At 70.7% G+C, this 21,637-nt stretch carries 21 protein-coding genes; 7 read left to right on the top strand and 14 right to left on the bottom strand.

Features of this window, described 5'->3' with window-relative positions:
* Complete coding sequence (locus tag ACIOHC_RS17115) at window positions 1–987, bottom strand: ABC transporter permease (protein ID WP_351083322.1); 987 nt, start codon at window positions 985–987, stop codon at window positions 1–3.
* A complete protein-coding gene (locus tag ACIOHC_RS17110; RefSeq protein ID WP_365693125.1) occupies window positions 987–2,597 on the bottom strand; it encodes an ABC transporter substrate-binding protein in 1,611 nt (536 codons plus the stop codon). The genes ACIOHC_RS17115 and ACIOHC_RS17110 overlap by 1 nt, the downstream gene beginning before the upstream one ends.
* Before the next feature lie 212 nt (window positions 2,598–2,809).
* On the opposite strand from ACIOHC_RS17110, the gene ACIOHC_RS17105 reads away from it, so the two are divergent.
* The 3 genes from ACIOHC_RS17105 (at window position 2,810) to ACIOHC_RS17095 (ending at window position 7,137) form a co-directional block, all read left to right on the top strand.
* On the top strand, window positions 2,810–3,376 hold the full coding sequence (locus tag ACIOHC_RS17105) for a DUF4291 domain-containing protein (RefSeq protein WP_401843084.1): 567 nt from the start codon (window positions 2,810–2,812) through the stop codon (window positions 3,374–3,376).
* 777 nt (window positions 3,377–4,153) lie between these two features.
* On the top strand, window positions 4,154–6,121 hold the full coding sequence (locus tag ACIOHC_RS17100) for an ABC transporter ATP-binding protein (protein WP_351083373.1): 1,968 nt from the start codon (window positions 4,154–4,156) through the stop codon (window positions 6,119–6,121).
* A gap of 209 nt (window positions 6,122–6,330) precedes the next feature.
* Window positions 6,331–7,137, top strand: a complete 807-nt coding sequence (locus ACIOHC_RS17095) for an SAM-dependent methyltransferase (RefSeq protein WP_351083316.1) — start codon at window positions 6,331–6,333, stop codon at window positions 7,135–7,137.
* A 130-nt stretch (window positions 7,138–7,267) separates the two neighbouring features.
* Here the strand turns inward: ACIOHC_RS17095 and ACIOHC_RS17090 are convergent, their stop codons facing one another.
* The 5 genes from ACIOHC_RS17090 to ACIOHC_RS17070 form a co-directional block, all read right to left on the bottom strand.
* Window positions 7,268–7,777: a DUF664 domain-containing protein gene (locus ACIOHC_RS17090; RefSeq protein WP_351083314.1), complete on the bottom strand. Its 510-nt coding sequence runs from the start codon at window positions 7,775–7,777 to the stop codon at window positions 7,268–7,270.
* A gap of 132 nt (window positions 7,778–7,909) precedes the next feature.
* The gene (locus ACIOHC_RS17085; RefSeq protein ID WP_365693130.1) at window positions 7,910–8,947 is read right to left on the bottom strand and encodes an MsnO8 family LLM class oxidoreductase; all 1,038 of its coding nucleotides are present in this window, start codon (window positions 8,945–8,947) and stop codon (window positions 7,910–7,912) included.
* Window positions 8,948–9,087: 140 nt separating this feature from the next.
* Window positions 9,088–9,279, bottom strand: a complete 192-nt coding sequence (locus ACIOHC_RS17080) for a DUF6381 family protein (RefSeq protein ID WP_351083309.1) — start codon at window positions 9,277–9,279, stop codon at window positions 9,088–9,090.
* A gap of 146 nt (window positions 9,280–9,425) precedes the next feature.
* Entirely contained in the window at window positions 9,426–10,070 is a 645-nt protein-coding gene (locus tag ACIOHC_RS17075; protein ID WP_376217896.1) for a response regulator, read from the bottom strand.
* 20 nt (window positions 10,071–10,090) lie between these two features.
* Window positions 10,091–11,476 carry a sensor histidine kinase gene (locus ACIOHC_RS17070; protein ID WP_401843082.1) on the bottom strand — a complete coding sequence of 462 codons (1,386 nt, stop codon included), beginning with the start codon at window positions 11,474–11,476 and terminating at the stop codon, window positions 10,091–10,093.
* Window positions 11,477–11,640: 164 nt separating this feature from the next.
* Here ACIOHC_RS17070 and ACIOHC_RS17065 point away from each other — a divergent pair, with 164 nt between their 5' ends.
* Window positions 11,641–12,414, top strand: a complete 774-nt coding sequence (locus ACIOHC_RS17065; RefSeq protein ID WP_351083305.1) for a methyltransferase — start codon at window positions 11,641–11,643, stop codon at window positions 12,412–12,414.
* A gap of 4 nt (window positions 12,415–12,418) precedes the next feature.
* Here ACIOHC_RS17065 and ACIOHC_RS17060 read toward each other — a convergent pair whose 3' ends face one another.
* The gene (locus ACIOHC_RS17060) at window positions 12,419–12,880 is read right to left on the bottom strand and encodes a hypothetical protein (RefSeq protein ID WP_351083303.1); all 462 of its coding nucleotides are present in this window, start codon (window positions 12,878–12,880) and stop codon (window positions 12,419–12,421) included.
* Between the two features lie 227 nt (window positions 12,881–13,107).
* Window positions 13,108–13,923 (bottom strand): hypothetical protein, encoded by an 816-nt coding sequence (locus ACIOHC_RS17055; RefSeq protein ID WP_351085601.1) that lies wholly within the window; start codon window positions 13,921–13,923, stop codon window positions 13,108–13,110.
* A gap of 606 nt (window positions 13,924–14,529) precedes the next feature.
* Between ACIOHC_RS17055 and ACIOHC_RS17050 the strand changes: the two genes are divergently transcribed.
* The gene (locus tag ACIOHC_RS17050) at window positions 14,530–15,591 is read left to right on the top strand and encodes a tetratricopeptide repeat protein (RefSeq protein WP_351085603.1); all 1,062 of its coding nucleotides are present in this window, start codon (window positions 14,530–14,532) and stop codon (window positions 15,589–15,591) included.
* Complete coding sequence (locus ACIOHC_RS17045) at window positions 15,588–16,640, top strand: polyprenyl synthetase family protein (RefSeq protein ID WP_351085605.1); 1,053 nt, start codon at window positions 15,588–15,590, stop codon at window positions 16,638–16,640. Before ACIOHC_RS17050 ends, ACIOHC_RS17045 begins: the two co-directional genes overlap by 4 nt.
* A gap of 138 nt (window positions 16,641–16,778) precedes the next feature.
* Here the strand turns inward: ACIOHC_RS17045 and ACIOHC_RS17040 are convergent, their stop codons facing one another.
* Together ACIOHC_RS17040 and ACIOHC_RS17035 are read right to left on the bottom strand one after the other, a co-directional pair.
* On the bottom strand, window positions 16,779–17,471 hold the full coding sequence (locus ACIOHC_RS17040; RefSeq protein WP_351085607.1) for an RraA family protein: 693 nt from the start codon (window positions 17,469–17,471) through the stop codon (window positions 16,779–16,781).
* Between the two features lie 151 nt (window positions 17,472–17,622).
* On the bottom strand, window positions 17,623–18,243 hold the full coding sequence (locus ACIOHC_RS17035; protein WP_351085609.1) for a TetR/AcrR family transcriptional regulator: 621 nt from the start codon (window positions 18,241–18,243) through the stop codon (window positions 17,623–17,625).
* Window positions 18,244–18,359: 116 nt separating this feature from the next.
* Here ACIOHC_RS17035 and ACIOHC_RS17030 point away from each other — a divergent pair, with 116 nt between their 5' ends.
* Entirely contained in the window at window positions 18,360–19,382 is a 1,023-nt protein-coding gene (locus ACIOHC_RS17030; protein ID WP_401843079.1) for a hypothetical protein, read from the top strand.
* 553 nt (window positions 19,383–19,935) lie between these two features.
* Here ACIOHC_RS17030 and ACIOHC_RS17025 read toward each other — a convergent pair.
* The 3 genes from ACIOHC_RS17025 to ACIOHC_RS17015 all read right to left on the bottom strand — a co-directional run bounded on the left by ACIOHC_RS17025 (window position 19,936) and on the right by ACIOHC_RS17015 (window position 21,446).
* Entirely contained in the window at window positions 19,936–20,517 is a 582-nt protein-coding gene (locus tag ACIOHC_RS17025) for a 2OG-Fe(II) oxygenase (protein WP_389637041.1), read from the bottom strand.
* A 245-nt stretch (window positions 20,518–20,762) separates the two neighbouring features.
* Window positions 20,763–20,918 (bottom strand): DUF6131 family protein, encoded by a 156-nt coding sequence (locus tag ACIOHC_RS17020; RefSeq protein ID WP_351085615.1) that lies wholly within the window; start codon window positions 20,916–20,918, stop codon window positions 20,763–20,765.
* Between the two features lie 12 nt (window positions 20,919–20,930).
* The gene (locus ACIOHC_RS17015; RefSeq protein ID WP_401843158.1) at window positions 20,931–21,446 is read right to left on the bottom strand and encodes a hypothetical protein; all 516 of its coding nucleotides are present in this window, start codon (window positions 21,444–21,446) and stop codon (window positions 20,931–20,933) included.
* Window positions 21,447–21,637: the final 191 nt, after the last annotated feature.

Genomic DNA, 21,637 nt, shown 5'->3' with positions numbered 1-21,637 from the left:
TCAACTCCCTCGGACGGTGGACTGGGGGTCGGCGACGGCCACGGCCACGTCGACGGCGAAGGTGATGAGCAGCGCGGCCGCCCCGTAGACCAGCACGACGCCCTGGACCAGCGGATAGTCCTTCTCGGTGATCGCCTGGACGATCGTCGTGCCGAGTCCGGGCCAGGCGAAGACGTTCTCGACCAGTACGGTGCCGGCGAGCAGCGAACTGAACAGCAGGCCGCCCAGGGTGAGCGAGGACGTCAGCAGATTCGGCAGCGCGTGCCGCAGATAGCGCAGCCGGGCCGGAAGCCGCTTCGCCCGCGCGGTGCGCATGTAGTCCTCGCCGAGCACCCGCAGGGTCTCCACCCGGACGATGCGCGACAGTGCGGCCGCCGGGACGACGGTGAGCGCGAGCACCGGCAGTACGTAGGAGTCCGCACCGCCGCGCGAAGCCACCGGGAAGACCGGCCATGCCACGGCGAACGCCGCGACCAGGCCGACCGCCAGCAGGAATTCGGGGACCGCGCCCAGGAAGCCGGTGACGCCGGTGAAGGCCAGCTCACCGCGGCGCCTGCGGCCGTCCTTGGTCAGCACCGCGGCGGTCATTCCGACCGGGACGGCGAGCAGCAGGATCAACGCGAACGCGGGGACGGCGATCTGCAGGGTCGCCGGGAGCCTGCTGGAGATGATCTCGGAGACGGGCATCTGGGCGCCGATCGAGTCACCGAGCCTGCCCTGGAGGAGATGGCCGACGAAGTCCCCGTACTGCTCCGGTAGTGACTGGTCCAGGCCGAGCGAGTGTCTGCGGGCCGCGATCAGCGCCGGGTCGGCGGTGGTGCCGAGCGCCGACCGCACCGGGTCGCCGGGGATCAGATGGATCATGGCGAACGCGGCCGTGATCAGCGCGGCCAGCGAGACCACCAGCCGCCAGGTGCGGCGCAGGACGAATCCGACCCAGGGGCTGCGGGCGGTCGTGCTCAGGGAATCGAGGGTGATCGACGCCATCAGCCGGCGCTCCGCCGCAGAGTGCTGGGGATGATGCCGGAGCCGTCCACCTCGAAGGTGATGCCCTTTCCGTAGTACCGGAGCGGCCTGTTGACGATCGGCACGATGTCGACGTTCTTGACCAGGGCGGCGTCGGCCGCGTTCCACAGGTCGCAGCCCGAGACGCCGGGCTTCGCCGAGGCCTGTGCGGCGAGCCGGTGGTAGTCGGCATTGGCGATGGAGCCGAAGTTGTTGCCCTTGGGCGGTGGCGGCCCGTCGTAGAACTGGGTCAGCTGGTCCGGGAGGACGACCCCGATGGGAGCCCAGGCCACATCCCAGTCGCCGCCGGTGAGGGTGCCGAGGATGCTGGAGGAACCCGTGGGCTTCGCCGATGCCTTCACACCGAAGGACGTCCACTGCTGGACGGCCAGTTCGACCGCCGAGGCGACCTGTGGGCCCTGATTGGTCGGGTGGCTGAGCCCGACGGCGAGCGGCTTGCCGTCCTTGGTCCAGGTGCCGCCGCTCTTCGCCCAGCCCGCGGCGGTGAGTACGGCGGCGGCCCGCGCCGTGTCATGGGCGGGGAGGTTCCCGGTCACCGTGTCGCCGGTGCAGGGGGTGGGAGCCGTCTCCCCGATGCCGGTGGCGGGCCTGCCCTTTCCCCCGGTGGCCACGTTTGCGAGTTGCTTCAGGTCCAGTACGGAGACCAGGGCCTTGCGGACCGCCCGGTCGGCGCCCGGGTGGCCGGCGGCCTGGTTGAAGAGGAGCTGCCCGAAGAGCGCCTGGGTGGTCTCGCGGTTCACCTTGGCCGCGTCCAGCCGGTCCTGGTCGGCGCCGTTGATCAGGGCCCCGTTGATCTGCCCGGCCATCAGGAGATTGGCCGCGGTGGACTCGTTGGCGACCACCTTGAACACCAGCTTTGCGGGGAGGCCGGCTCCGGTGGATCCGCGGGGCCCCCAGGCGTATCCGTCCCGTTTGACGTAGGTGTAGTGGTCGCCCGGAACCGCTTCGGTCAGCCGGTACGGTCCGCTCGCGTCGGTCGCCTTGGCCAGGGCTTCCGGTGTCGCCAGGCTCTTCTTGCAGAGCAGGGGCAGCAGCCGGGACATCTGCACGATGAACGGCGCGGGTTTCGTCGTGGTGACGGTGACGGTCCGGCTCGCCCTGTCGGCCTCGGCCACCGCGGTGACGGGGACGGAGAGCCCGAGCATCGGGGACTGGTTCTTCGGATCGGCGATGTGGTTGTACTCGGCTGCCACGTCGTCGGCGGTGAGCGGCGCCCCGTCCTCGCAGGTCACCCCCGGGCGGATGGTGAACTTCACGGAGGTCGGCGTGGCGGACCATTTCTCGGCCACCCCGGGAACCAGTGAGCCGTCGGCCTCGATGTGCACGAGCGTGTCGTAGGCGAAGGAGTTCATCGACAGTGCGGTGCCGGCCAGTGCCGTGGTGGGGCTGAGGGTGCCCGGATCGGCGGCGACGGCGAGCACCACCGTCGCCCCGCCCCCGCCTTCGGCGGACGAGCCGCCACCGCACGCGGCCGCGGTGGTGACCAGGCCGAGCGCCGTGACCATCGCGGCCGCGGACCGGCCCCCTCGCCTCGTGCCCAATCTCGTCTCCGTGCCTGCGGTGCTGGCCATCGTCACCTCCGGGGGAGCGGCACGCCGCCGCCGAGTGAGGGAACATTAGGCAGCCGTGCACCGGCTCCGAGTGGTCGCGCCGCACGAAAAACCGCCCTGCCGACGGTGCTCCGCGACGAAGACGAAGACGAGGGTGCGGGGGCAGGAACGGTCCGGTCGGGCGGAGCGAAAACCGATCGCGGTCGACTCGGTTGCCTGGAAGCCTGTGGCGCATGTCCGCCCACCACCAGGTACGTGCCCACTACGACGAACGGACGATCGTGGTGCACCAGGCGTACTCACCCGCGGTCGCCGGACCGTCGCTGCGGGCGAACCGGTTCGTGCCGCCGTTCTCGTTCAACCGGATGACCTGGATCAAACCGTCGTTCCTGTGGCTCATGCACCGCAGCAACTGGGCACAGAAGTCCGGGCAGGAACGTGTCCTCGCGGTACGCCTCACCCGTTCCGGCTGGGAGGAGGCGCTGTCCCGGGCCGTGCTGACGACGACCGACCCGGCGGTCGTCGCCCGAGCCCCCGTCCACGTCCAGTGGGATCCCGAGCGTTCACTGCGGGGAGCCGCGCTCAATCACTACAGCATCCAGGTCGGGGTCGGACGCGGGCTGATCCGCACCTTCGCGCAGGACTGGGTCGTCGGCCTCACCGACGTGACGCCACAGGTTCGCAGGATCGCGGCACTCAAGCAGAGCGGCCGGACCGCACAGGCCCAGCGGCTGCTTCCGCCCGAACGGATCTACCCGGTGCCATCGGCCACCGCGCGAAATCTCCTCGTCGACGCGTGAACGCCGCCTCCCGGCCGTCCCGAGCGGCCGCGGTGGCGGCAGGCCGTGCCGTTCGGCGCGCCGGGCCGGGGAGCGGCGGCTTGACGCCGCGTCACTCCGTTCGCTTCGCACCGTGACACGCGGAGCACCGACCGCCTTCCCCGCTACAGCGGTGGCTCGGTGAGGAGTTCCAGCCGCCAGTGGGCGCTCTCCGCATCCCTCGGCGCAACGGCGCCGGCGGCCGCACGGGGAAAGAGACGCTCCAGGAACGGGCCCGGCCGATCGTGTGCCTTCGCAAGCACCGTGGACCGCCCCCGGCGCCGACCGCGTGAGGTTCCACGGTGGCGTCCGCGACGGCATGGCGCACGAAGGGCACGAGCCACGGAGCGTGCCAGGGTGAGGGGTTCGGGCCGCGGGTTCGCCACAGCAACGCAATCCCTCGATCAGGTGTCAGACCACCTGGCGGGTGAATCGAACACCACATCACACCCTCTTCGTCAGCGCCCCCAAGCCTCCCCGGTCGAGCCGAACCTTTGTCCGACGATTCGTCCGTCTTAGCCCGTGACGAGTCCCCGCGCCACGCGTTTTCCGATCACACGTCCGGTAAGGCCGACTTCGAGGAGGAACCGTGAGTCTCCGTCCCATCCCTACTGTTCTTCACCTGGTGTTCGAGAATCGTCCTGCGCACGCGCCACCCCCGCGGCACCTCGTTGACGCCCGGTCCGGCCCGGTCCGTCCCTCGGTGCCGCTCGGGAATCAGGAAGCGGGTGCGGCGTGAAGGTCTTCGGACGGGTACGGATGGCCGAGCCGGCCGTCTCCGCGAGCGAGAAGGAACTGTTCGGCGGTCCCCTGCGCTATGACACGGGCTGGTCCGAGCACGAACTGTCGACACTGGACCTGACCATGCCGGAGGCGGTGCGCGTGCTGCCCCGGCTGGTCGGCACCACCCTGCGGCGGGCCTGGCGCGCCGATCGCCCGGCTCTGGTGGTGCTGGCCGTGAGCGAGATCGGACAGGGGGTCGCCGCAGCGGTCGGGCTGCTCGCGGTCAATGCCGTGATGCACGCGCTGCTCGGCACAAAGGCCCCGGTCGACCGGCTGTACGAGGCGCTGCCCGCAATGGCCGCGGCCGGGGCGATCGCGGTGATCAGCGCGTGCCTGGCCTGCTGGTCCACCGCACGGGCGGGGCGTCTGGAGCCCCTGGTGGAGCGGCTGGCCACGACGGAGTACCTGGCCGCCGCGGCGGCGGTGGAGCTGGAGGCGATCGAGGATCCGGAGTTCCGCCGCCTCATCGAGGTCGCGCAGTACGGCGCCGCCTCCGCCCGGCGCATGATCGGCGCCTGTGTCGCAGCCCTGAACGGCACCATCTCCCTCCTCGCCACCGGCGGCGTCCTCACCGTTCTGCATCCGGCGCTGCTGCCGATGCTGGTGCTGATCGCCGCACCCCGCGGCTGGGGAGCGATGCGGGTGGCGCAGAAACGGTACGTGTCGGTGATGACCTGGATCGAGCACGTGCGGGCGAGCCGTCTGATCGGCACGTTGCTCACGTCCCGCAGCGCGGCTCAGGAGGTGCGCATCCATGCGGTGGGCCGGTTCCTGCTGGAGCGGTACGAGGACATGGCCGAGAGCGCGGAGGCGGAACAGAGACGGCTCGCGACGGACAAGGGCCTCACCGAACTGGTGGCCGCGGGCATGTCCGGGATCGCCGTGGTCGGGACGTACGCCGTCCTGGGCTGGCTCATCGTGTCGGGGCACATGGAACTCGCCGTCGCGGGCACGGCCGTTGTCGCGGTGCGCTCCGGCTCGGCGAACCTCGGCGGCCTCGTCATGAACGTCAATCAGCTCCACGAGGAGAGTCTGTACGTACAGGACCACGACCGATTCCTCGGCGAGGCGGCCCGCCGCGCCATCCCCACCGGTGGTCCGGACCTTCCTGACCGTGTCGGCGCGGTGGTACTGGAGAAGGTGACATACCGATACCCGGACCGTGACGAGCCCGCCCTCGACGAGGTGTCCCTGTCGCTCCCCATGGGGTCGGTGACCGCCGTCGTCGGTGAGAACGGTTCGGGCAAGTCCACGCTGATGAAGGTCGTCGCCGGACTGCTGCTGCCACAGAGCGGCTGTGTGCGCTGGGGAGGCGTGGACGAGACCGATCTCGACCGGGCCCGGCTCTTCGAGCGGGTGTCGCTGCTGACACAGGATTTCGAGCGGTGGCCGGTGACCGCCGCGATGAACATCCGTATCGGACGCCCCCAGCGGGCCGCCACCGACGAGGAGCTGGAACGGTCGGTCGAGTACGCCGGAGCGTCGCCGGTCGTCGCGAAACTCCCCCACGGACTGGCGACGCTGCTGGCCCGCATGTTCCGCGGCGCGTCGGAGATCTCCGGCGGCGAGTGGCAGAAGATCGGTCTGGCCCGCACGCACTGGCGGACGAAGACCTGCGCCGCGGACAGCGTACTGATCGTCGACGAGCCGACCTCGGCCCTGGACCCCGAAGCGGAGATCGCCGCGTTCGACCGGATCCGGCAGCTCGCCGGCCCGCATCGGGCGGTCGTGCTGGTGACCCACCGCATGTCCGGCGTCCGCCACGCCGACACCATCCACGTACTGAACAGGGGCCGACTGATCGAGCACGGCACCCACGACGAACTCATCGCGGCCGACGGGCGCTACGCCTCCATGTTCCGTACCCAGGCGGCCCAGTACGCGCCCCGCACGGACGCCGTCCTCCCGCACCAGAGCACGCCGACGACGCGCGACCATGCGTGAACCGGCGACGTCGCACCGATCAACGCCCGCCGCCCAGAAAGGAGACAGCTCTGCGGACCATCAAGTCCACCACGACGGGCACTGGTTGACCGAAGATCCGTGACGCGCTCCGCAGGGGACCCGCCTCCGACCGGAGGCGGGTCCCCTGCGAGTCGGCTTCGGTGATCAGTGCCTCGGCAGACGGGTTTGGCATATGCCAGGATCGTGTCATGAGTACTTCTTCGCAGTCGCCGGCCGACAGACTTCAGACGGACCGGCCGCACTCGGCTCGGGTTTGGAACTACATCCTGGGCGGCAAGGACAACTACACCGTCGACCACCAGATGGGCGACATGATCCTCACGATGTTCCCGGACTTCGCCGCCGTCGCCCGCCTCCAGCGGGCCTTCCTCGCCCGCGCGGTGCGCTTCCTCACCGCGGAGGCGGGCATCCGCCAGTTCCTCGACATCGGCACGGGCCTGCCCACCGCCGACAACACGCACGAGGTGGCCCAGCGGGTGGCCCCGGAATCCAGGATCGTGTACGTCGACAACGACCCGCTCGTCCTGACCCATGCCCGTGCCCTGCTCACCAGCACTCCCGAGGGTGCCTGCGCGTACATCGACGCCGATGTCAGGGACGCCGACGCGATCCTCTCCGAAGCCGCCAAGACACTGGACTTCAGCCGGCCGGTCGGGCTGACCATGCTGGGGATCATGGGACAGCTGCCCGATGAGGACGACCCCTGGACGCTGGTCGACCGACTGGTGGACGCGCTCCCCCCGGGAAGCTATCTGGCCCTCAGCGACGGCACGAACACAAGTGACGCGCTGAACCACGCAGTTGCCTCCTACAACGCGAACTCGGCCAGTTCGTACCATCTGCGCAGCCCTGAACGGATCGCCGACTTCTTCCACGGTCTGGAACTGGTGGAGCCGGGCGTCGTCAAGACGTCGGCCTGGCGCCCCGATCCCGAACAGAACCCGGCGGACGCCCTGCAGGGCCACGCGGTGAGCGGCGTGGCACTCAAGCGCTGAGCCGCCCGAGTCCTCCGGAAGCCGAAGCCATGTCCTCCACGGCTGCGGCTCCGGAGGACCAGGAGCGCAGCGGGCGTCGGCGGATACCGACCGCCTCACCGGCCCGACGGGCCTGCGCCCAGGTCGAGTTCTACCGGCGTTCGAGCACACCCCGGACGAAGGCCGCCTGGCCCGCGTGTTGCAGATCGTCCGAGATGACACTGATCAGACGCACCCCCAGGGTGACCGGGGGCGACCACGAGTCGTCCACGACGCGGCCCAGCGCCCTGCCGTCGAGCCCACGAAGGAATCGGAGGGTCTGTTCGTGGACGTCGTCGTAGTAGCCGCTCAGCAGTTCGGCCGAACCCACCCGCGCAGCCGCGACGTCCGCACTGCTGTGTCCGTAGCCGGTGGCTTCCTTCGCGAAGGGGAGATCGAAGCGCGAGGCCCAGTCGTGGGTGAACCAGACCTGCTCGATCCCGGCCGCGTCCGATACATGGTCGTCCTGGATCCGGGTCAGGTGCCACACGAGCCAGGCGATCGTGTTCGCCCCGTCGTCGAGGCGGGCATGGAGATCGGCGCGCGAAACGCCCTCGACCGCCGAGTGCACCGCTTCCTGGACGCGAGTGAAAGCATCCGTCAAAAGGTCAATGCTGTTCATGCCCTCACCATGGCCGCTCTCGTACTGCTCCCCCGCCATCGACACGCGCCGCGCCCGACGCGGCCTCGGGCGTGGTGGCGACGGGGAGGCGACCCACATGAGTCGTGGGGGCCACGGACAGTGCGGCAACCGTCATGCCGGGGCTGCGGATCCGCTCCTGTCGCTCGTCAGGTCCGCGAGCCGGGCCAGCCGACGCAGTGAATCCAGCAGAGCCGCGCGGTCATAGGTGCTGGTGGTGACCAGCACCTCGTCCGCCCCGGTCTCCTCGATCACCGCTTCGAGCGCCGGGACCACGTGGTCCTCCGTTCCCTGGAGATGACCGTGCAGTCCCTTCTCGTAGAAGCCACGCTCCTTCTCCGTCATGGTCAGCGCCTCGATCCGTTCGGCCGGGGCGAGCGGCGGGAACACGCCATGCGTCCGGGAGTGGGCCAGGGACCAGGCCTCCGGCACCAGAAGGCGCCGGGCCTCCTCCGCGCTCCTCGCGAGCGCGATCGTTCCCGACACGACGACATAGGGCTCATGGGCCCAGGACGAGGGGCGGAACTCCCGACGGTAGCGCTCGACGGCCCGCAGCAGCGGCTCCCGGCCGCGGAGGTCGCCGACGACCAGCGGCAGCCCGGCCGCGGCGGCGATACCGGCCCCCTCGCCGGTGGCCAGTACGAACGGGGGTATGCGCAGCCCCTCCGCGGGGCGGGCATGAACCTGCGGGTAGGTGCACTGCGTACCCTCCAGCCAGCCGAGGAGTTCGCCGAGCCGGCCGGCGAACTCCTCCGCAGCCGACTTGTCCCGGCCGAGCGCGCGGCGAATGCCGTCGGTGAAGCCCACCGAGCGTCCGAGGCCCATGTCGATCCGGCCGGGGAAGAGCGATTCCAGCACCCCGAACTGCTCGGCCACCACCAGTGGTTGATGATTGGGAAGCATCACACCGCCCGTACCGACCCGAATGGTCGATGTCGCCGCCGCGACAGCCGCTGCCAGCACGGTCGGCGCCGAACCGGCGACGCCCGGCACGCTGTGATGCTCGGACACCCAGAACCGGTGAAAGCCGAGCGCTTCGGCCTCCTGGGCGAGACGCACGGTGTCGCGCAGCGCTTCCGGGCCGTCGTGGCCCTCGCGGGTCCGGGAGCGGTCGAGGACGGAAAACCGGGTGGATGCGATCACAGAGCTCACACCCTTGTTCAACGTCCGGACCGCACCAGGATTCCCCGGCCGGCCGCAGGCGCGCGCGGGCCCGGGACGATGGCGTCCGAGGGCCCGCGGCCGACAGGCGTGCACGGCGTCGGGCGGAGGCGCCGGGGTACGGCCGGGCGCTACTTCATGGGGTAGATGTCCCCACTCGCCATGCCGCTGACCTGATCACTCTCCGCTTCGATCCTGCGGGCCTTGTCCTTCAGGCGCTGACGTTCCTTGGGGTCGGTGGTGCGCTCGGCCGCCTCCTCAAGGTCCTTGGCCTTGGCACGCATCTGCTTCACACGACCTCGGTATTCTTCTGACTCGCTCATGATCACTCCTTGGATCTGCGGCCGGAGCGGGCTCCGCGCACGGAATCACGGAACCGGGCCCTGGAGGCAACGCGTCCCGGTCGGTCACCCACCGTCGGGCGCGACGCAAAAGAGTCCGGCCCGGGTCAGCCGTCAGCCGTCAGCCGTCAGCCGTCAGCCGTCAGCCCAGCGTCCCGGGCGGCCAGTGCCGCTTGGACACGGTTTCCGACCTCCAGGGTAGTCAAGATGCGACTGACGTGGGCCTTCACCGTGCTCTCGCTCATCCGCAGCCGCCCGGCGATCTCCGCGTTGGTGGCTCCTTCCCCGACCAGTACCAGGACATCACGCTCGCGCGGTGTCAGGCGGCCCACCCGGCCGCGTACGGCAGCGGTCCCCGGCCGGACGGCGCGGTGGTAGCGGTCGATCAGCCGCCGGGCCGCGGACGGGTGCAGCATCGCCGATCCGGCCGCCACGAGATGCACGGCCCGCAGGATCTCGGCAGGGTCCGAGTCCTTGAGCAGAAAACCATCGGCACCCGCCGCCAGCGCCTCGTACACGTACGCGTCCAGGTCGAAGGTCGTCAGGGTGATGACGCGTGGCGCATGGGGCAACAGACGAAGTCGCGCGATGGCCGTGATGCCGTCGAGTCGCGGCATCCGTACATCCATGAGCGCTACGTCCACCCGGTGTGCGGCGGCCTCCTCCACGGCCTGGAGGCCGTCGGACGCCTGCGCGACGACTTCGATGCCGGAATCCGTCGCCAGCAGATCGGTCAGGGCCAGTCGGACCAGGGCGTCGTCGTCCACCACCATCGCCCTGATGGACACCTCGCTCACCTCCCGGCCCCCGTCCGGAGCCGCCCGCCGCGTCCCACCGACAGCTTCCCGGCCCGGTACACCAGGGCTCTGCCGACGCTCTTTCCCATGCCCTTGTGCGAGCTCTTGCCCATGCCCATGCCCATGCCGGTCGCCTCGCCTTTACCTTTGCCTCCACCAGTGCCAGTGCCAGTGCCGACGGTCCTTCCCGTGCGCGTTCCGGCCGGACCGGTGACCCACTGCCCGCCCTGTCCGCGTTCCGGTTCGCCGGCCGGCGCGTACAACGGGAGCCGGGCCGCGAGCCGCCATCCGCCGTCGGGTTCCGGGCCGTGGACGAACCGACCGTGCAGCCCGGCCACCCGCTCACCGAGCCCGATCAGGCCGTAGCCCGGGCCTGCCACCTCGTCGCTGCGTCGCACGGGGCCTGTGGTGGGGGAATTGACCAACTCCACCTCGGTGGCGGGCGCGCCGTAGTGCACCCTCAGCCGAACCGCCGTGGCCGGTGCGTGCTTCCGGGCATTGGTGAGGCCCTCCTGGACGAGTCGGTGCACGGCCAGCAGATGGGTGGCGGGCGTGGTGCCCGGATCGCCCGTCACTTCCGCCATCACCTCCTGACCGATGGCCCGTACCTCGTCGAGCAGTTCGGACAGGTTCCGGATCGCGGGAGCGGCGACCGTCCGGCGCCCCGAGTCCTCCCCGTCCCGGTGGCTCCCGTCCTCCTTTGCACGCAGTGCGCCCAGAACGTCCCGGAGATCGGCCAAGGCCTGTGTGGACGTGGCGCGCAGCAACGCGATCCGCTCGCCGACCTGCGGCGGCATGGAATCGGCCCGCAGTGCCAGCACGCCGGTGTGCAGCGCCAACAGGCTCAGCCGGTGTGCCAGCACGTCGTGCATCTCGGCCGCGATCCGGGCACGCTCGGCCGACCTGGCCTGTTCCGCGCGGAGTTCCACCTGTTCGCTCAGCGAGTCGATCAGCCGTCGACGGCTGTGCCACCACAACCCGGCCGTCAGCGCCAGCAAGAACAGCAGTCCGGCACCGTACGACGGTGTCACGCCGCCGCTCAGGGGTGCGGCGCACACCCACGGCAGCACACCCCCGACCGCCCCGGCCGCCACGGCGAGCCGGACCCGGCCCTGGGCGGACAGATGGAAGACCATCACCGTCATGGGCTCATACGCGCCCTGGGCGATCAGCGCCACCGCCGCGGCAGCGAGCACCAGGGGCGGGCGGCGCCAGCGCAAGGGCAGGAGCAGCGTGGCCACGACGGCCGACACCGGCCCCGCGGCAGGAGGCCGTGTGTCGAGGCCGGCCTTCATCACCCCCTGCGCGACCAGCAGCAACACCCCGCCGGACAGCAGCCACTCCGTCCATACCGGACCTCGATGAGGGTATTCGCGTTCCACCGGCCGATCGTAGGCACCTCATCACCCCGGGCCCATCGGCCTCCGGTCGCGTGCGCCCCCTACTTTCGTGGGGGTTCCCTACGCCTCTTTGATGACATCGGTACCGGTTCGCCCGGACACAACGGCCGATTTCCGGAGAGCATGCGCTCCTTAGCGTCGCCGGTATGACTTCATGGCCCCGCTTCACCGACACCCGGCTCTTCGTCACCGAGGCCGTACGCGGCTTCCGTACCACCGGCGCGGTGGCACCCAGCAGCCGGAATCTCGCCTCCGCCCTCTGTGAACCGGCCACCGAGCGGGCCGGACAGCCGCTGGATGTGCTGGAGGTGGGGGCGGGCACGGGCCCCGTCACCCGCTTCCTGCTTCCGTTGCTCGCCCCGGGCAGCTCGCTGGACGTGGTCGAGGCCAACCCGCGCTTCGCGGCCGTCCTGCGGAGCGTCGTCGACGAACGGCGCCCGGACCGGGAGGACCGCTCGACGCATCCGCACGTCCGGCTCCACGGCCACGCACCGAACCCCGGTCGAAGCCCCCTTCAGGTCCGGGTTCACGAGACGCGTATCGAGCTCTTGGACACGCACAAGTCCTACGACGTGATCATCTCGGGCCTGCCGTTCACCAACTTCGGTCCGGACACGGTCGCCTCCCTGATGGACCGCTACCTGGATCTGCTGCGCCCCGGCGGGTCGTTGACCTACTTCGCGTACGTCGGCACCGCCCCGGCCCGCCGGTTGGTCGCCCGCTCCGCCGAGGTGGCCCGGCACCGGGCGGTCGAGGCCGTACTCGCCGCATACCGCCGGCGCGGGCCGGCCCAGGGGCGCACGGTGTGGGCGAACGTCCCACCGGCCCGCGTCTGGCGTCTGGATCCGACGCCCTCACGCACCCGCACCCCCGCTCCGCGCGGCGAACGAACCGCCACGGCCCGCCCGGCCAAGGGGTGAGCGGTCAGCGCCGGGCCCGGCGCCGGGCGCACCTCGATGAGGCCCGGCGTCCCCGGTGGCAGCCCGCGGTCAGGAAACCCAGACCGACGCCCAGCATCCAGGAGTCCTTGGCCATCGGGATGCCGTTCTGGGTGGGGCGCAGACTGCCGGGCTCCCGCATACCGGGAACGCGCAGGTAGAGGCCGAGGAGTCCGCTGGAGAACCCGGTCAGTGCCAGTCCGGCCAGCCGGGTCGGCACGACGGGTGCGAGCAGCGCACCCCCGATCGTGACCTCCGACCAGCCGAGCATCCGGGTGAATCGCCCGGCCTCCAACTTCTCCAGGAACGGGTAGGCGACACAGGCCATGCCGTGCACGGCCCGCGCCGTCTCCTCGTCCGCCTTCAACTTGCTCAGACCGGAGTTCAGGATGAACGCGCCGATGGCGAGGCGCGGGGCCACATCGCGTGGTTCGAACGTCATGGTCATGGGAGCCTCCGTCGATCTGGTATTGGGCCCCTCGACGAGCTTAGCCAGGAGATGCCCGTGGCGCTTCGCAAGGCGCCCCGCCGGTGCGATGCGCATCGCACCGGCGGGGCGCCCGGCAGGATCTCCCGGTGGTGCGCGGCGCACCGTCCGCGGGATCGGGCAGGACGTCGGTCCTCAGGCCGTCCGCCGGTCGGCCCCGGTGCGGTGCTGCGCGTGCCCGGGGGTGATTACGCGGTCCGGCCGACGGCCGCCGCCGACGCGTTGCCCGTCACCGTGACCTGCTGTCCGCGGCCGGTGGCCGTGGAGCTGGTGCTCAGGCAGCTGCCGGACGACGGGTCGGTGGCGGTGGGAAGGCCACCCGTGTGGTCGACGCCGGCCTCGGTGCCGACCGGTTTGCCGTACGTCACGGTGACACGCTGCCCGCAGCCGGCCGAAAGGTAGGGCTCGATGAATCCCTGATCGGCGCTCTTGAACCGGCCCGAGGCCGACGGCAGGCTGAAACTGCCGATGTGTGCCACGGGCGTTCCTGTCGCCGTCTCGACGACGTCGCCGGACATCAGCTGCGTCGCCCCGCTCACCGCGGCGCGTTTCAGCACCAGGGAGTACATCGTTCCCGGCGTGTAGACGAAGCGGACCGCACAGCTCACTCCGGCGCCGCCGTCGGCTCCGTAGGTGCAGTGGTCGTCAGCCGTCGTGGCATCGGCACTGAAGGAGCTGAAGATCGCCTGGAGCACATGGTTGCCGTTCGCGTCCACGGGCTTCGGCTGGAAACCGGCGTACGGGCGTGTGCCGCTCTCCAGGGTGGTGTAGAAGGCGAAGTAGATGCCGGACGCGTCCGGAGCGGAGTCCACCGCCATCGGAAGCGTCAGCGTGGTCACGGGGGTGGGCGCGCCGGTGGTCCAGCGGAGTATCGGAGTCGAGGCCCACGACTGGCCCGCCGCGCCGACGGCGAGCAGTGCGGCGGCGGCGAGGACCGTGCCCGCCCGCATGAGGCGGCGCAGGGGCCTGGCTGGTGCATCCGATACAAAACTTGCAGTGCACATGTCATCTCCTTCGGTGGGACTGCTGCGGCCGGCGATGTTGCGGGCGGATGCGACGGACACGGCAAACTCCCATGGGATCAACGGCACCGGAGTGAAGTGCGGGCCGCGCGCCAGCATGTAAGCGATTGCCATGAAGCCGCAAGAGCGTCCTCAAAGTTTCTAACTTTTACTATGGCCAAGGCATGTGACGGCAACAGTAATCGTTCACATTCAACAGGCATGACCGAGCGAAAAGGCGAGCACGCATCGGATGCCGGCCGACGCCTGGCCCCGACGACCACCCGGCGGATCGGGACGCGCACGCGGCCGTCCCGTTCGAGGACGGATCGGAGATCGGGCTCCCGTTCGATGCCCCACTGCCCGCCGGCCGGCATGACGATCGACGCCCGGTGCCGGACGAAGCGCCGACGGCTTCCGCGGCTCACGGAGCAACCTGAAGCACCCGACCGCCGTCTTGATCCACAACAAGGCGGTTCGCCGCACGTCACCAGCAACCTCCGACCCCCACGAACGCCCGGGTTCGACCACCGGGCGACTATGCACAAAATGTATACATGAAGTGCATAGTTGCTCTGCCGCCGACCCGGCCGCGCGCGAAAGGCACCCATGCACAGCAAGGCAATGGCGCCCGAGTACCAAGGCGCTCTCACCAAGATGTCGGTGAACTCCTCTCTCACGGATGTACTGGCGGAGGGCGTACGTCACTTGAGAGAGGCCGAACTCAGCGGCTCCCAGCAGGAAGTGGCGAAGTGCGGGCTCGCGGTGGCGGAGGCTCATCGCCGGCTCGGCAACGTTGCGGAAGCCGATCGGGCCTGGAAGGCCAGCTACCGGGCCGCCCGCTCGGCCGGTGACCTGGGAGCGATGGCGTGGGCGCTGTGGAGCGGCGGGACGCTCGCCCGGCAGCGCGGTGAACTCAGGCTCGCTTTCCGTCTGTTGGGGCTCGCCGCCGACATGGCAAAGCGCGGCGGGGATGTCGTGGCCCGTGGATACTCCCTCGCCGGCCTCGCCGAGACCGGGCGAATACAGGGCGACTACGGGACTGTCGCGGTGCTGCACGAACAACTGCTCGCCGAAGCGCGGGCCCGTGGCGAGGCACGGCACACCGTGTGGGCCCTGGAGGGAATCGCGCAGATCCACCGCAACACCGGGTCGCTCGACAGCGCCCTGGCCATGTTCGAGGAAGCGGCCGAACTGGCCGGGAACGCGGACGACCGGCGTGGCCGCGCATGGGCCCTGCGCGGCATGGCCGACATCATCTCCCTGCGGGACGACCCCGAGCGCGCTCTGGCCCTGCTGACGGAGGCGGAACTCACCTGCCGCGAGATGAAGTTGTCCAGCGCACTGGCGTACAACCACAAGATGCGCGCCAACGTCTTCTTCCGTGCCCATCGGTACGAGGAAGCACGTCAGGTGTACGAGGAGGCACTCGCGGAGTTCCGCGCGATGGCCGAACCCCGGGGTGAAGCCCTCGCCCGGCTCGGTCTCGTCAAGTCACTGGCCCGGCTCGGCCGGGACCGGAACGAGACCGCCGCCGACCTCGGCGAGCTGCGCCGCACCCTCAGCCGGATCGGCCTGCTCAACGCCCGGGACATGGTGGACAAGGCGTATGCGGAACTCGGCGTGACACCGGTCGGTGCCGATTCGGACGAGGAAAGCGGGCACCGATGACCCCCTCGCCCGTAACCCACCGGGCCACGGCGCCACAGGCCCTCACCCGCTGCCGCGAACTCGTCCGCCCCGCGCTGGCCGGAGCCGTGCAGCGTCTGCACCCCTGGCACGCGGAGATGGCCGCCTTCTCCCTCGGCTGGGACGGAGCGGACGGCAGCCCCGTCCCCGGCTCACAGGGCAAGGGGGTGCGCCAGGCCCTCACGCTGCTCAGCGCCGAAGCCGCCGGCGCACCGGCGGAGGATGCCGTCGTCGGCGCGGTCGCCGTCGAGCTGATCCACGTCTTCTCCCTCCTCCACGACGACATCATGGACGGCGACGAGACCCGCAGACAGCGCGCCACCGTCTGGAAGGTGTACGGGACCGGCCCCGCGATCCTCGCAGGGGACGCGCTCTTCGCACTGGCCGTCCAGACATTGGCCGACTCGCCCGGCGCGCACGGCGCGGCCGCGGTCCGGCATCTCGCCACAACGCTGGCCGACCTGGTGCGCGGCCAGGCCGAGGACCTGCTCTTCGAGACCCGGCCCTGGACCGGACCCGAAGCGGTGCGACCCCACGAGTACCGGTGGATGGCCGAGCACAAGACCGGCGCGCTGCTCGGGTGCGCGACGGGTCTCGGTGGACTCCTCGCCGGAGCCCCGGCCGCGACCGTCGACGCCCTCGCCGGGGCCGGCCGGCACCTCGGAGTGGCGTTCCAGGCCGTGGACGATCTCCTCGGGATCTGGGGGGACCCGGTGCTCACGGGCAAGCCGGTCCACAGCGATCTGCGCAGGCTGAAGAAGACGTACCCCGTCCTCGCGGCCCTGGCCACGGACGAGCCCGCCGCCCGGCATCTCGCCGCGCTCCTGGGTTCCGGCAACCCGCTCGACGCCGCCGCGGCCCGACGGGCGGCCGACCTCGTCGAAGAAGCCGGCGGCCGCTCGGCGACGCTGGCCGAGGCCCACCGGCACCTGGACAGCGCCCGCCGCAGCCTCGACGGCGTTCCCCTGGCCCCGGCCGCGCTCGGTGAACTCCTCGCACTGTTCCCGTTCTTCGTCGAGCGCGCCATGTGACCCGCCGGGCGCCCCGACCGGGCCCCACCCCCGTCCCGGGCCCACGCGCCGGTGGCCGGAAACCCGTCACCCGGGCCCGGCCACCGGTGGCTCGTGAACCATGGCTGCGAACAGGGCGATTCCCCGCCGCCCCGCGGCCTACTCCTCGATGGCTCCGCCGGTCCGCCGGAGGTGCTGCCGGAAGGTGTACGACGGATCGGCTGTGCGCCGGGCCAGATAGTCGTCGAAGGAGGTCTGCTTGCGCAGCGTCTCGCCCGCCCTGATCATGAGGGCCTGTTCGCGCTCGGTGCGGCGGATCTCGTGCGCGGTGGTCAGCACCTCCTCGACACGTGGGGCCGGGACGAACAGCACTCCGTCCTCGTCGCCGAAGACGACGTCCTCCGCGCTCACCAGGTGCGGGCCGAATCGCGCCGTGGTCAGGGCCTCGGGCTCCCGCTCGTCCAACCGGACGGGGCCGGAAGGGTAGTTGCCATAGCTGAACACGGGAACGCCGATCTCCCGCAGTTCCGAGGTGTCGCGGTGCAGCCCCCACACCACCAGGGCCACCACGCCCGCGGCCTCGGCCTCAAGCACCGCCAGGTCTCCCACACATGCCTCGTCCGACCGGCCGCCGTTGTCGATGACCAGCACGTCACCCTGCTCCGCCGCGCCGAACGCCTCCAGGAAGACGTCCACGCTGCCGTAGTGCCGCACCGGCAGCGCCCGGCCCGCGATCCGGTGCCCGGAGACCACCGCGCCGATGCCGGACGGCGCGATGCGAAGAGGCACGTCGACGCGGAGGCAGGCATCGGCCACCAGCGGTGTGGACAGGTCCTCGAAAGCCTTCAGCATGGTTCTCCCTGGCACGGTGCTGCCGTCTCCGGCCGACAGCGGGCGACGTCAGCGGCTTGAGCCGCGATGTTACTTGCGCAGCCCCGATGAGTCGACGGAGCACCGCGTCAGGCCCCGCCGCGGGTGCGGTACGGGCGCCGGGGAGCGCACTTCAGCTCGGGACCGGACCGCTTCGCCGCACCAGCGGCAGGTACACCTCGTCGACGATTTCGACGAGGACGTCGTCCGGTGCGGTGGGAACCCCGCGCATGACGAACTCGTTGCGCAGCAGGACGACGGCCACGGTCGCGACCCGTGGCCGGAGCGCTTCCGGAGCGACTTCCCCACGGGCCACCGCGCGCTCCAGGACGGTCAGCCAGGGGACGGCTGCGGCGTCGCCGGACTGGTCCTGCAGCTGCGCCAGAAGTTCCGCTGCGCCACCGGCCGCGGCGAGGAGTTCACGCAGGATCATGCCGAGCGGGGAGCTCCAGTGGCGGTTCGCCCGGCGCAACAGCTCCAGGACGTCATCGCGCAGATCGCCGGTGTCGGGTGGCCGGACCGTCGTGGTCAGTTGCCGGTAGGCGGCGATGCCGAGCGCGAGGCGGTTCGGCCAGCGACGGTAGATGGCGTTCTTGTTGGTGCCCGCGCGGGCGGCGACCTTGTCCATGGTCAGCCCGGCGTATCCGGATTCGGTGAGTTCATCGACCGCGGCGCGCAGAATCGCCTCCTCCAGGGCAGCTCCGCGTCGGCGCGTCCGTCCGGCGTTCTGCTGCCCCGTCACGTCCCCTGCCATGGCCCCTGCCTCACTCGGTACCGATCACACCTCCATTCTGCTCGGCGTCCCCGACGCACGAAAAATAGGGTACGTTGCGTACCGTATTTCGATTCCGACAAGAGAGGATGCGACCCATGCGGGCCAGAGGCATCAGTTACGACACCGGCTTCGTCCGGAACGGAGTGAACTCCCGCAGGTTCTTCGACCCCGTGGTGGTCGAGCGCGAGTTGCGCATCATCCGCGACGACCTGCACTGCAACGCCGTCCGCGTCATGGGCGGTGATCCGGAACGGGTGGAGCTCGCGGCCACGTACGCCGCCGACCTCGGTCTTGAGATCTGGTTCTCCCCCTATCCCCTCGAACTGACCACCGACGAGATGCTGTCGCTGTTCGCCGACTGCGCCGAGCGCGCGGAGCGGCTCAGGCAGCGGGGGGCCGAGGTCGTGTTCGTCACCGGCGCCGAGCTGAGCATGATGAACAAGGGGTTCCTGCCGGGCGACAGCACCGACGAGCGGGTCGCACTGCTGAGTCGGCCGGAGGGCGTGCGTGAGCACGTGGGCCGGGTCGGTCCGCGGGTCAACGACTTCCTCGGCAAGGCCGCGGCGCTCGTCCGCGAGCGCTTCGGCGGCAAGGTGACCTACGCCTCCGTGCCGCTCGAACGCGTCGACTGGGCGCCCTTCGACATCGCGTCCATGGATCTCTACCGGTCGGCCGAGACCGCCGACCGCTTCGCCGCAGGTGTCCGTGACCTCACTGCGACGGACAAGCCCGTCGCGATCACCGAGTTCGGCGCGGCCGGCTACCGAGGTGCGGGTGACAGGGGCGCCCTCGGTCTGGAGATCGTGGAGTACGACCCGGCCGCCGGTCCGGTCCGGTTGAACGGTGAGTACGTCCGCGACGAGGCCGGTCAGGCCGCGTATCTGCGCGAGTTGCTGGAGGCGTTCGAGGACGGCGGCATCGACAGCGCCTTCGTCTTCACCTTCGCGCTGTACGACCATGTGCACCGCCCCGACGGCGACCCTCGCGAGGACCTGGACCTGGCCAGCTACGGCATCGTGAAGGTCCTGGACGGTCGCCTCGGAGACACCTACCCCGACATGCCGTGGGAGCCCAAGGCCGCGTTCGCCGCCGTCGCCGACCACTACCGGGAACGCTGAGGTGGCGAAAGCGGCCCTGTGCGGGGCGGGTTCACCGTTCGCCCGGGTCGGCGAGGGGAAGCCGGGCCCGTGGCGGACCGGGTCGGGAGTCGGCGGAGATGCCGGACGGGCCGGCCCTGCCCCGCGTCATTCGGACGGCAGGTCCGGCGGCCCGTAGTGGGTGGTCCAGCCGCGGCGCATCTCCCAGGTGGCACCGTCGGCGGAGGCACCCCGCAGACCGTGCACGGTCTCGGCGCCCGCGAGTTCGGCCAGCCGAGGGGTGCCGAGCGAGGCGAAACCGAAGGTGCGGGCCGGTTCCCAGTCGGTGGAACGGCGCAGACGCCGGGCGAGCCGGGCCGTTCCGAGTCTCGTTCCTCAGTGCGCGGTCGGTGAAGGAGTGGGCTTCGGCGTCGCCGCAGCCATGGCGGAAGGGGAGGCGCGGCGAAGCCGGTCGGGCGGCAGTCCGGTCGCCACCCCCGGCGACGCCTTCGCGGAGGCGGGTTTGTCTCTCGCGCGCCGGCCCTCCGGGTGCCCCGTGTGCCACGACGGGCGATGTGCGGAGCCCGGCGGGGGTTCAGCGGGCGTCATGGAAGATGAGGCCCAAGGTCTGGCGCCGCCCGGACTCGACCGCGCCGGTGCCGTGCCGCACGGGGTGCCGGCGGTAGCCGTTCCGGCCCCGGACCGGGCGGTGACGCACCGGAATGATCATCCCTTGGCCCAGCTCCGGCTTGACGACCACGGCCGTGGACTGGGAGCGGGGGCGCTGGTCGACGAAGACGTTCTCCCCGCCCGTGAAGTCGTCGCCCGGCCGGTTGAGCATGATCGCGATCTGCAACGGCAACTCGATGTCGCCGTAGATGTCCTGGTGGAGGCAGGCGTGGTCGCCCTCCCCGTAGGAGAGGATCAGCGGGGTCGGACGGTGCTGGCCGTTGGCCGCGCACTCCTCGGTGAGTTCCGCGAGCGTGTCCGGGAAGGTGCGTTCGCCGAGCATCGGCGCCCGTTGGTCGGCCATCCAGGCCAACGGCGGGTAGAGGCTCTCCCGCAGCACACGGACGAGTGACGGCAGCGGATGCGCGTAGTACTTGTACGTGCCGCGGCCGAAGTTGTACCGCTGCATCACCACCGTGCTGCGGAACACTCCGTCGTCGTCGAACATGCCGATGGGCTCACAGAAGACCTCCGCGCCGGCTTCCGGTCCCTTCGCTGAGCTGAGGACTGTTGCGCAATCGCCGGTACGCCGCGCTCGGGATCACGGGACAGCCCCTGGGGTCCTACGCCGGAGATTCGTCATCGGCCCGACCGGAACGAAAAACGGACCCGCACGCCCCTGTGCATGAGCGCTTCTCGGCTGCGCCCACGTCGAGGTCACCGGGTATGACGCCCATCGACACGGAGAAGGCCCTACCAGTAATGCCGACGGCCGCCTACAGCGTGCCCGACGGCACCCAGGATCCAGAGAATGATGCCGATGACGACGAGCACGACACCGATGGTCCACAGGATCCCGATGCCCGCCACCAGGCCGATGACCAGCAGAATGACACCTAGGACGATCATTACGTCCTCCTATCAAGCACTTTCTCCCAGTATGCGCCCGGCGACCGCTCCCGCAGGTTGACGGAACGGGCCGGGAGGATCACTCGCCGAACCCGCGGAGCCGGTACCAGGCCGCCCGGGGTGCGGACGGGGGCGGCTTGGGGGCGAAGGAGGACGTCGAGCCGGGACACGAACGGATGGACTCGGGCATCCGCGCATCCGCGCATCCGGGCAGGAGGACGTATCGGCAGGAGGACGTACGGGCTCTCGCTGCCGTTCCACGACATTCGGCTCCCGGCCCTTCGGCGACACGGGCCATGAGACGCAGACCGACGACGGTGTTCGACAACAGGCCCCGATGGCGGCGGCGTCCCGGTCGGCAGACACCTCTCCCCCGCGCCGGCCCTCCTGGACGACCGCACGGAAGGCGTCTTCGGCCCGGCCGGACATGCACCGGGCCAACTCGGTCGCAGTCTCGTGCGTCCCCGCCGGTTCCGCCGCGGTGTTCACGGCCATGCAGCCACGGCGGCCGGGGTCGGCGCGATCCATCTCGGCGAGGAGCCGCAGCACCCCGCGCAACCGATTCTTCACGGAAGCCCCCGCGCCCGACTCCCGGGTGCGCCTCGCGGTCCCGGGGCCGTCGGCTCCGCCCATAGGGTGACTTCCCGCGCATGTCGCCGCACGGGCCCGCAACGGCGCGGTCTCTGCTTGGTACCAGCAGGGAATGCCCAGGCCATCGC

Origin of the sequence: Streptomyces sp. NPDC088252, from assembly GCF_044740965.1 — a bacterium.
Lineage (GTDB): Bacteria > Actinomycetota > Actinomycetes > Streptomycetales > Streptomycetaceae > Streptomyces.
This window is presented reverse-complemented; position numbering and strand designations above follow the sequence as displayed.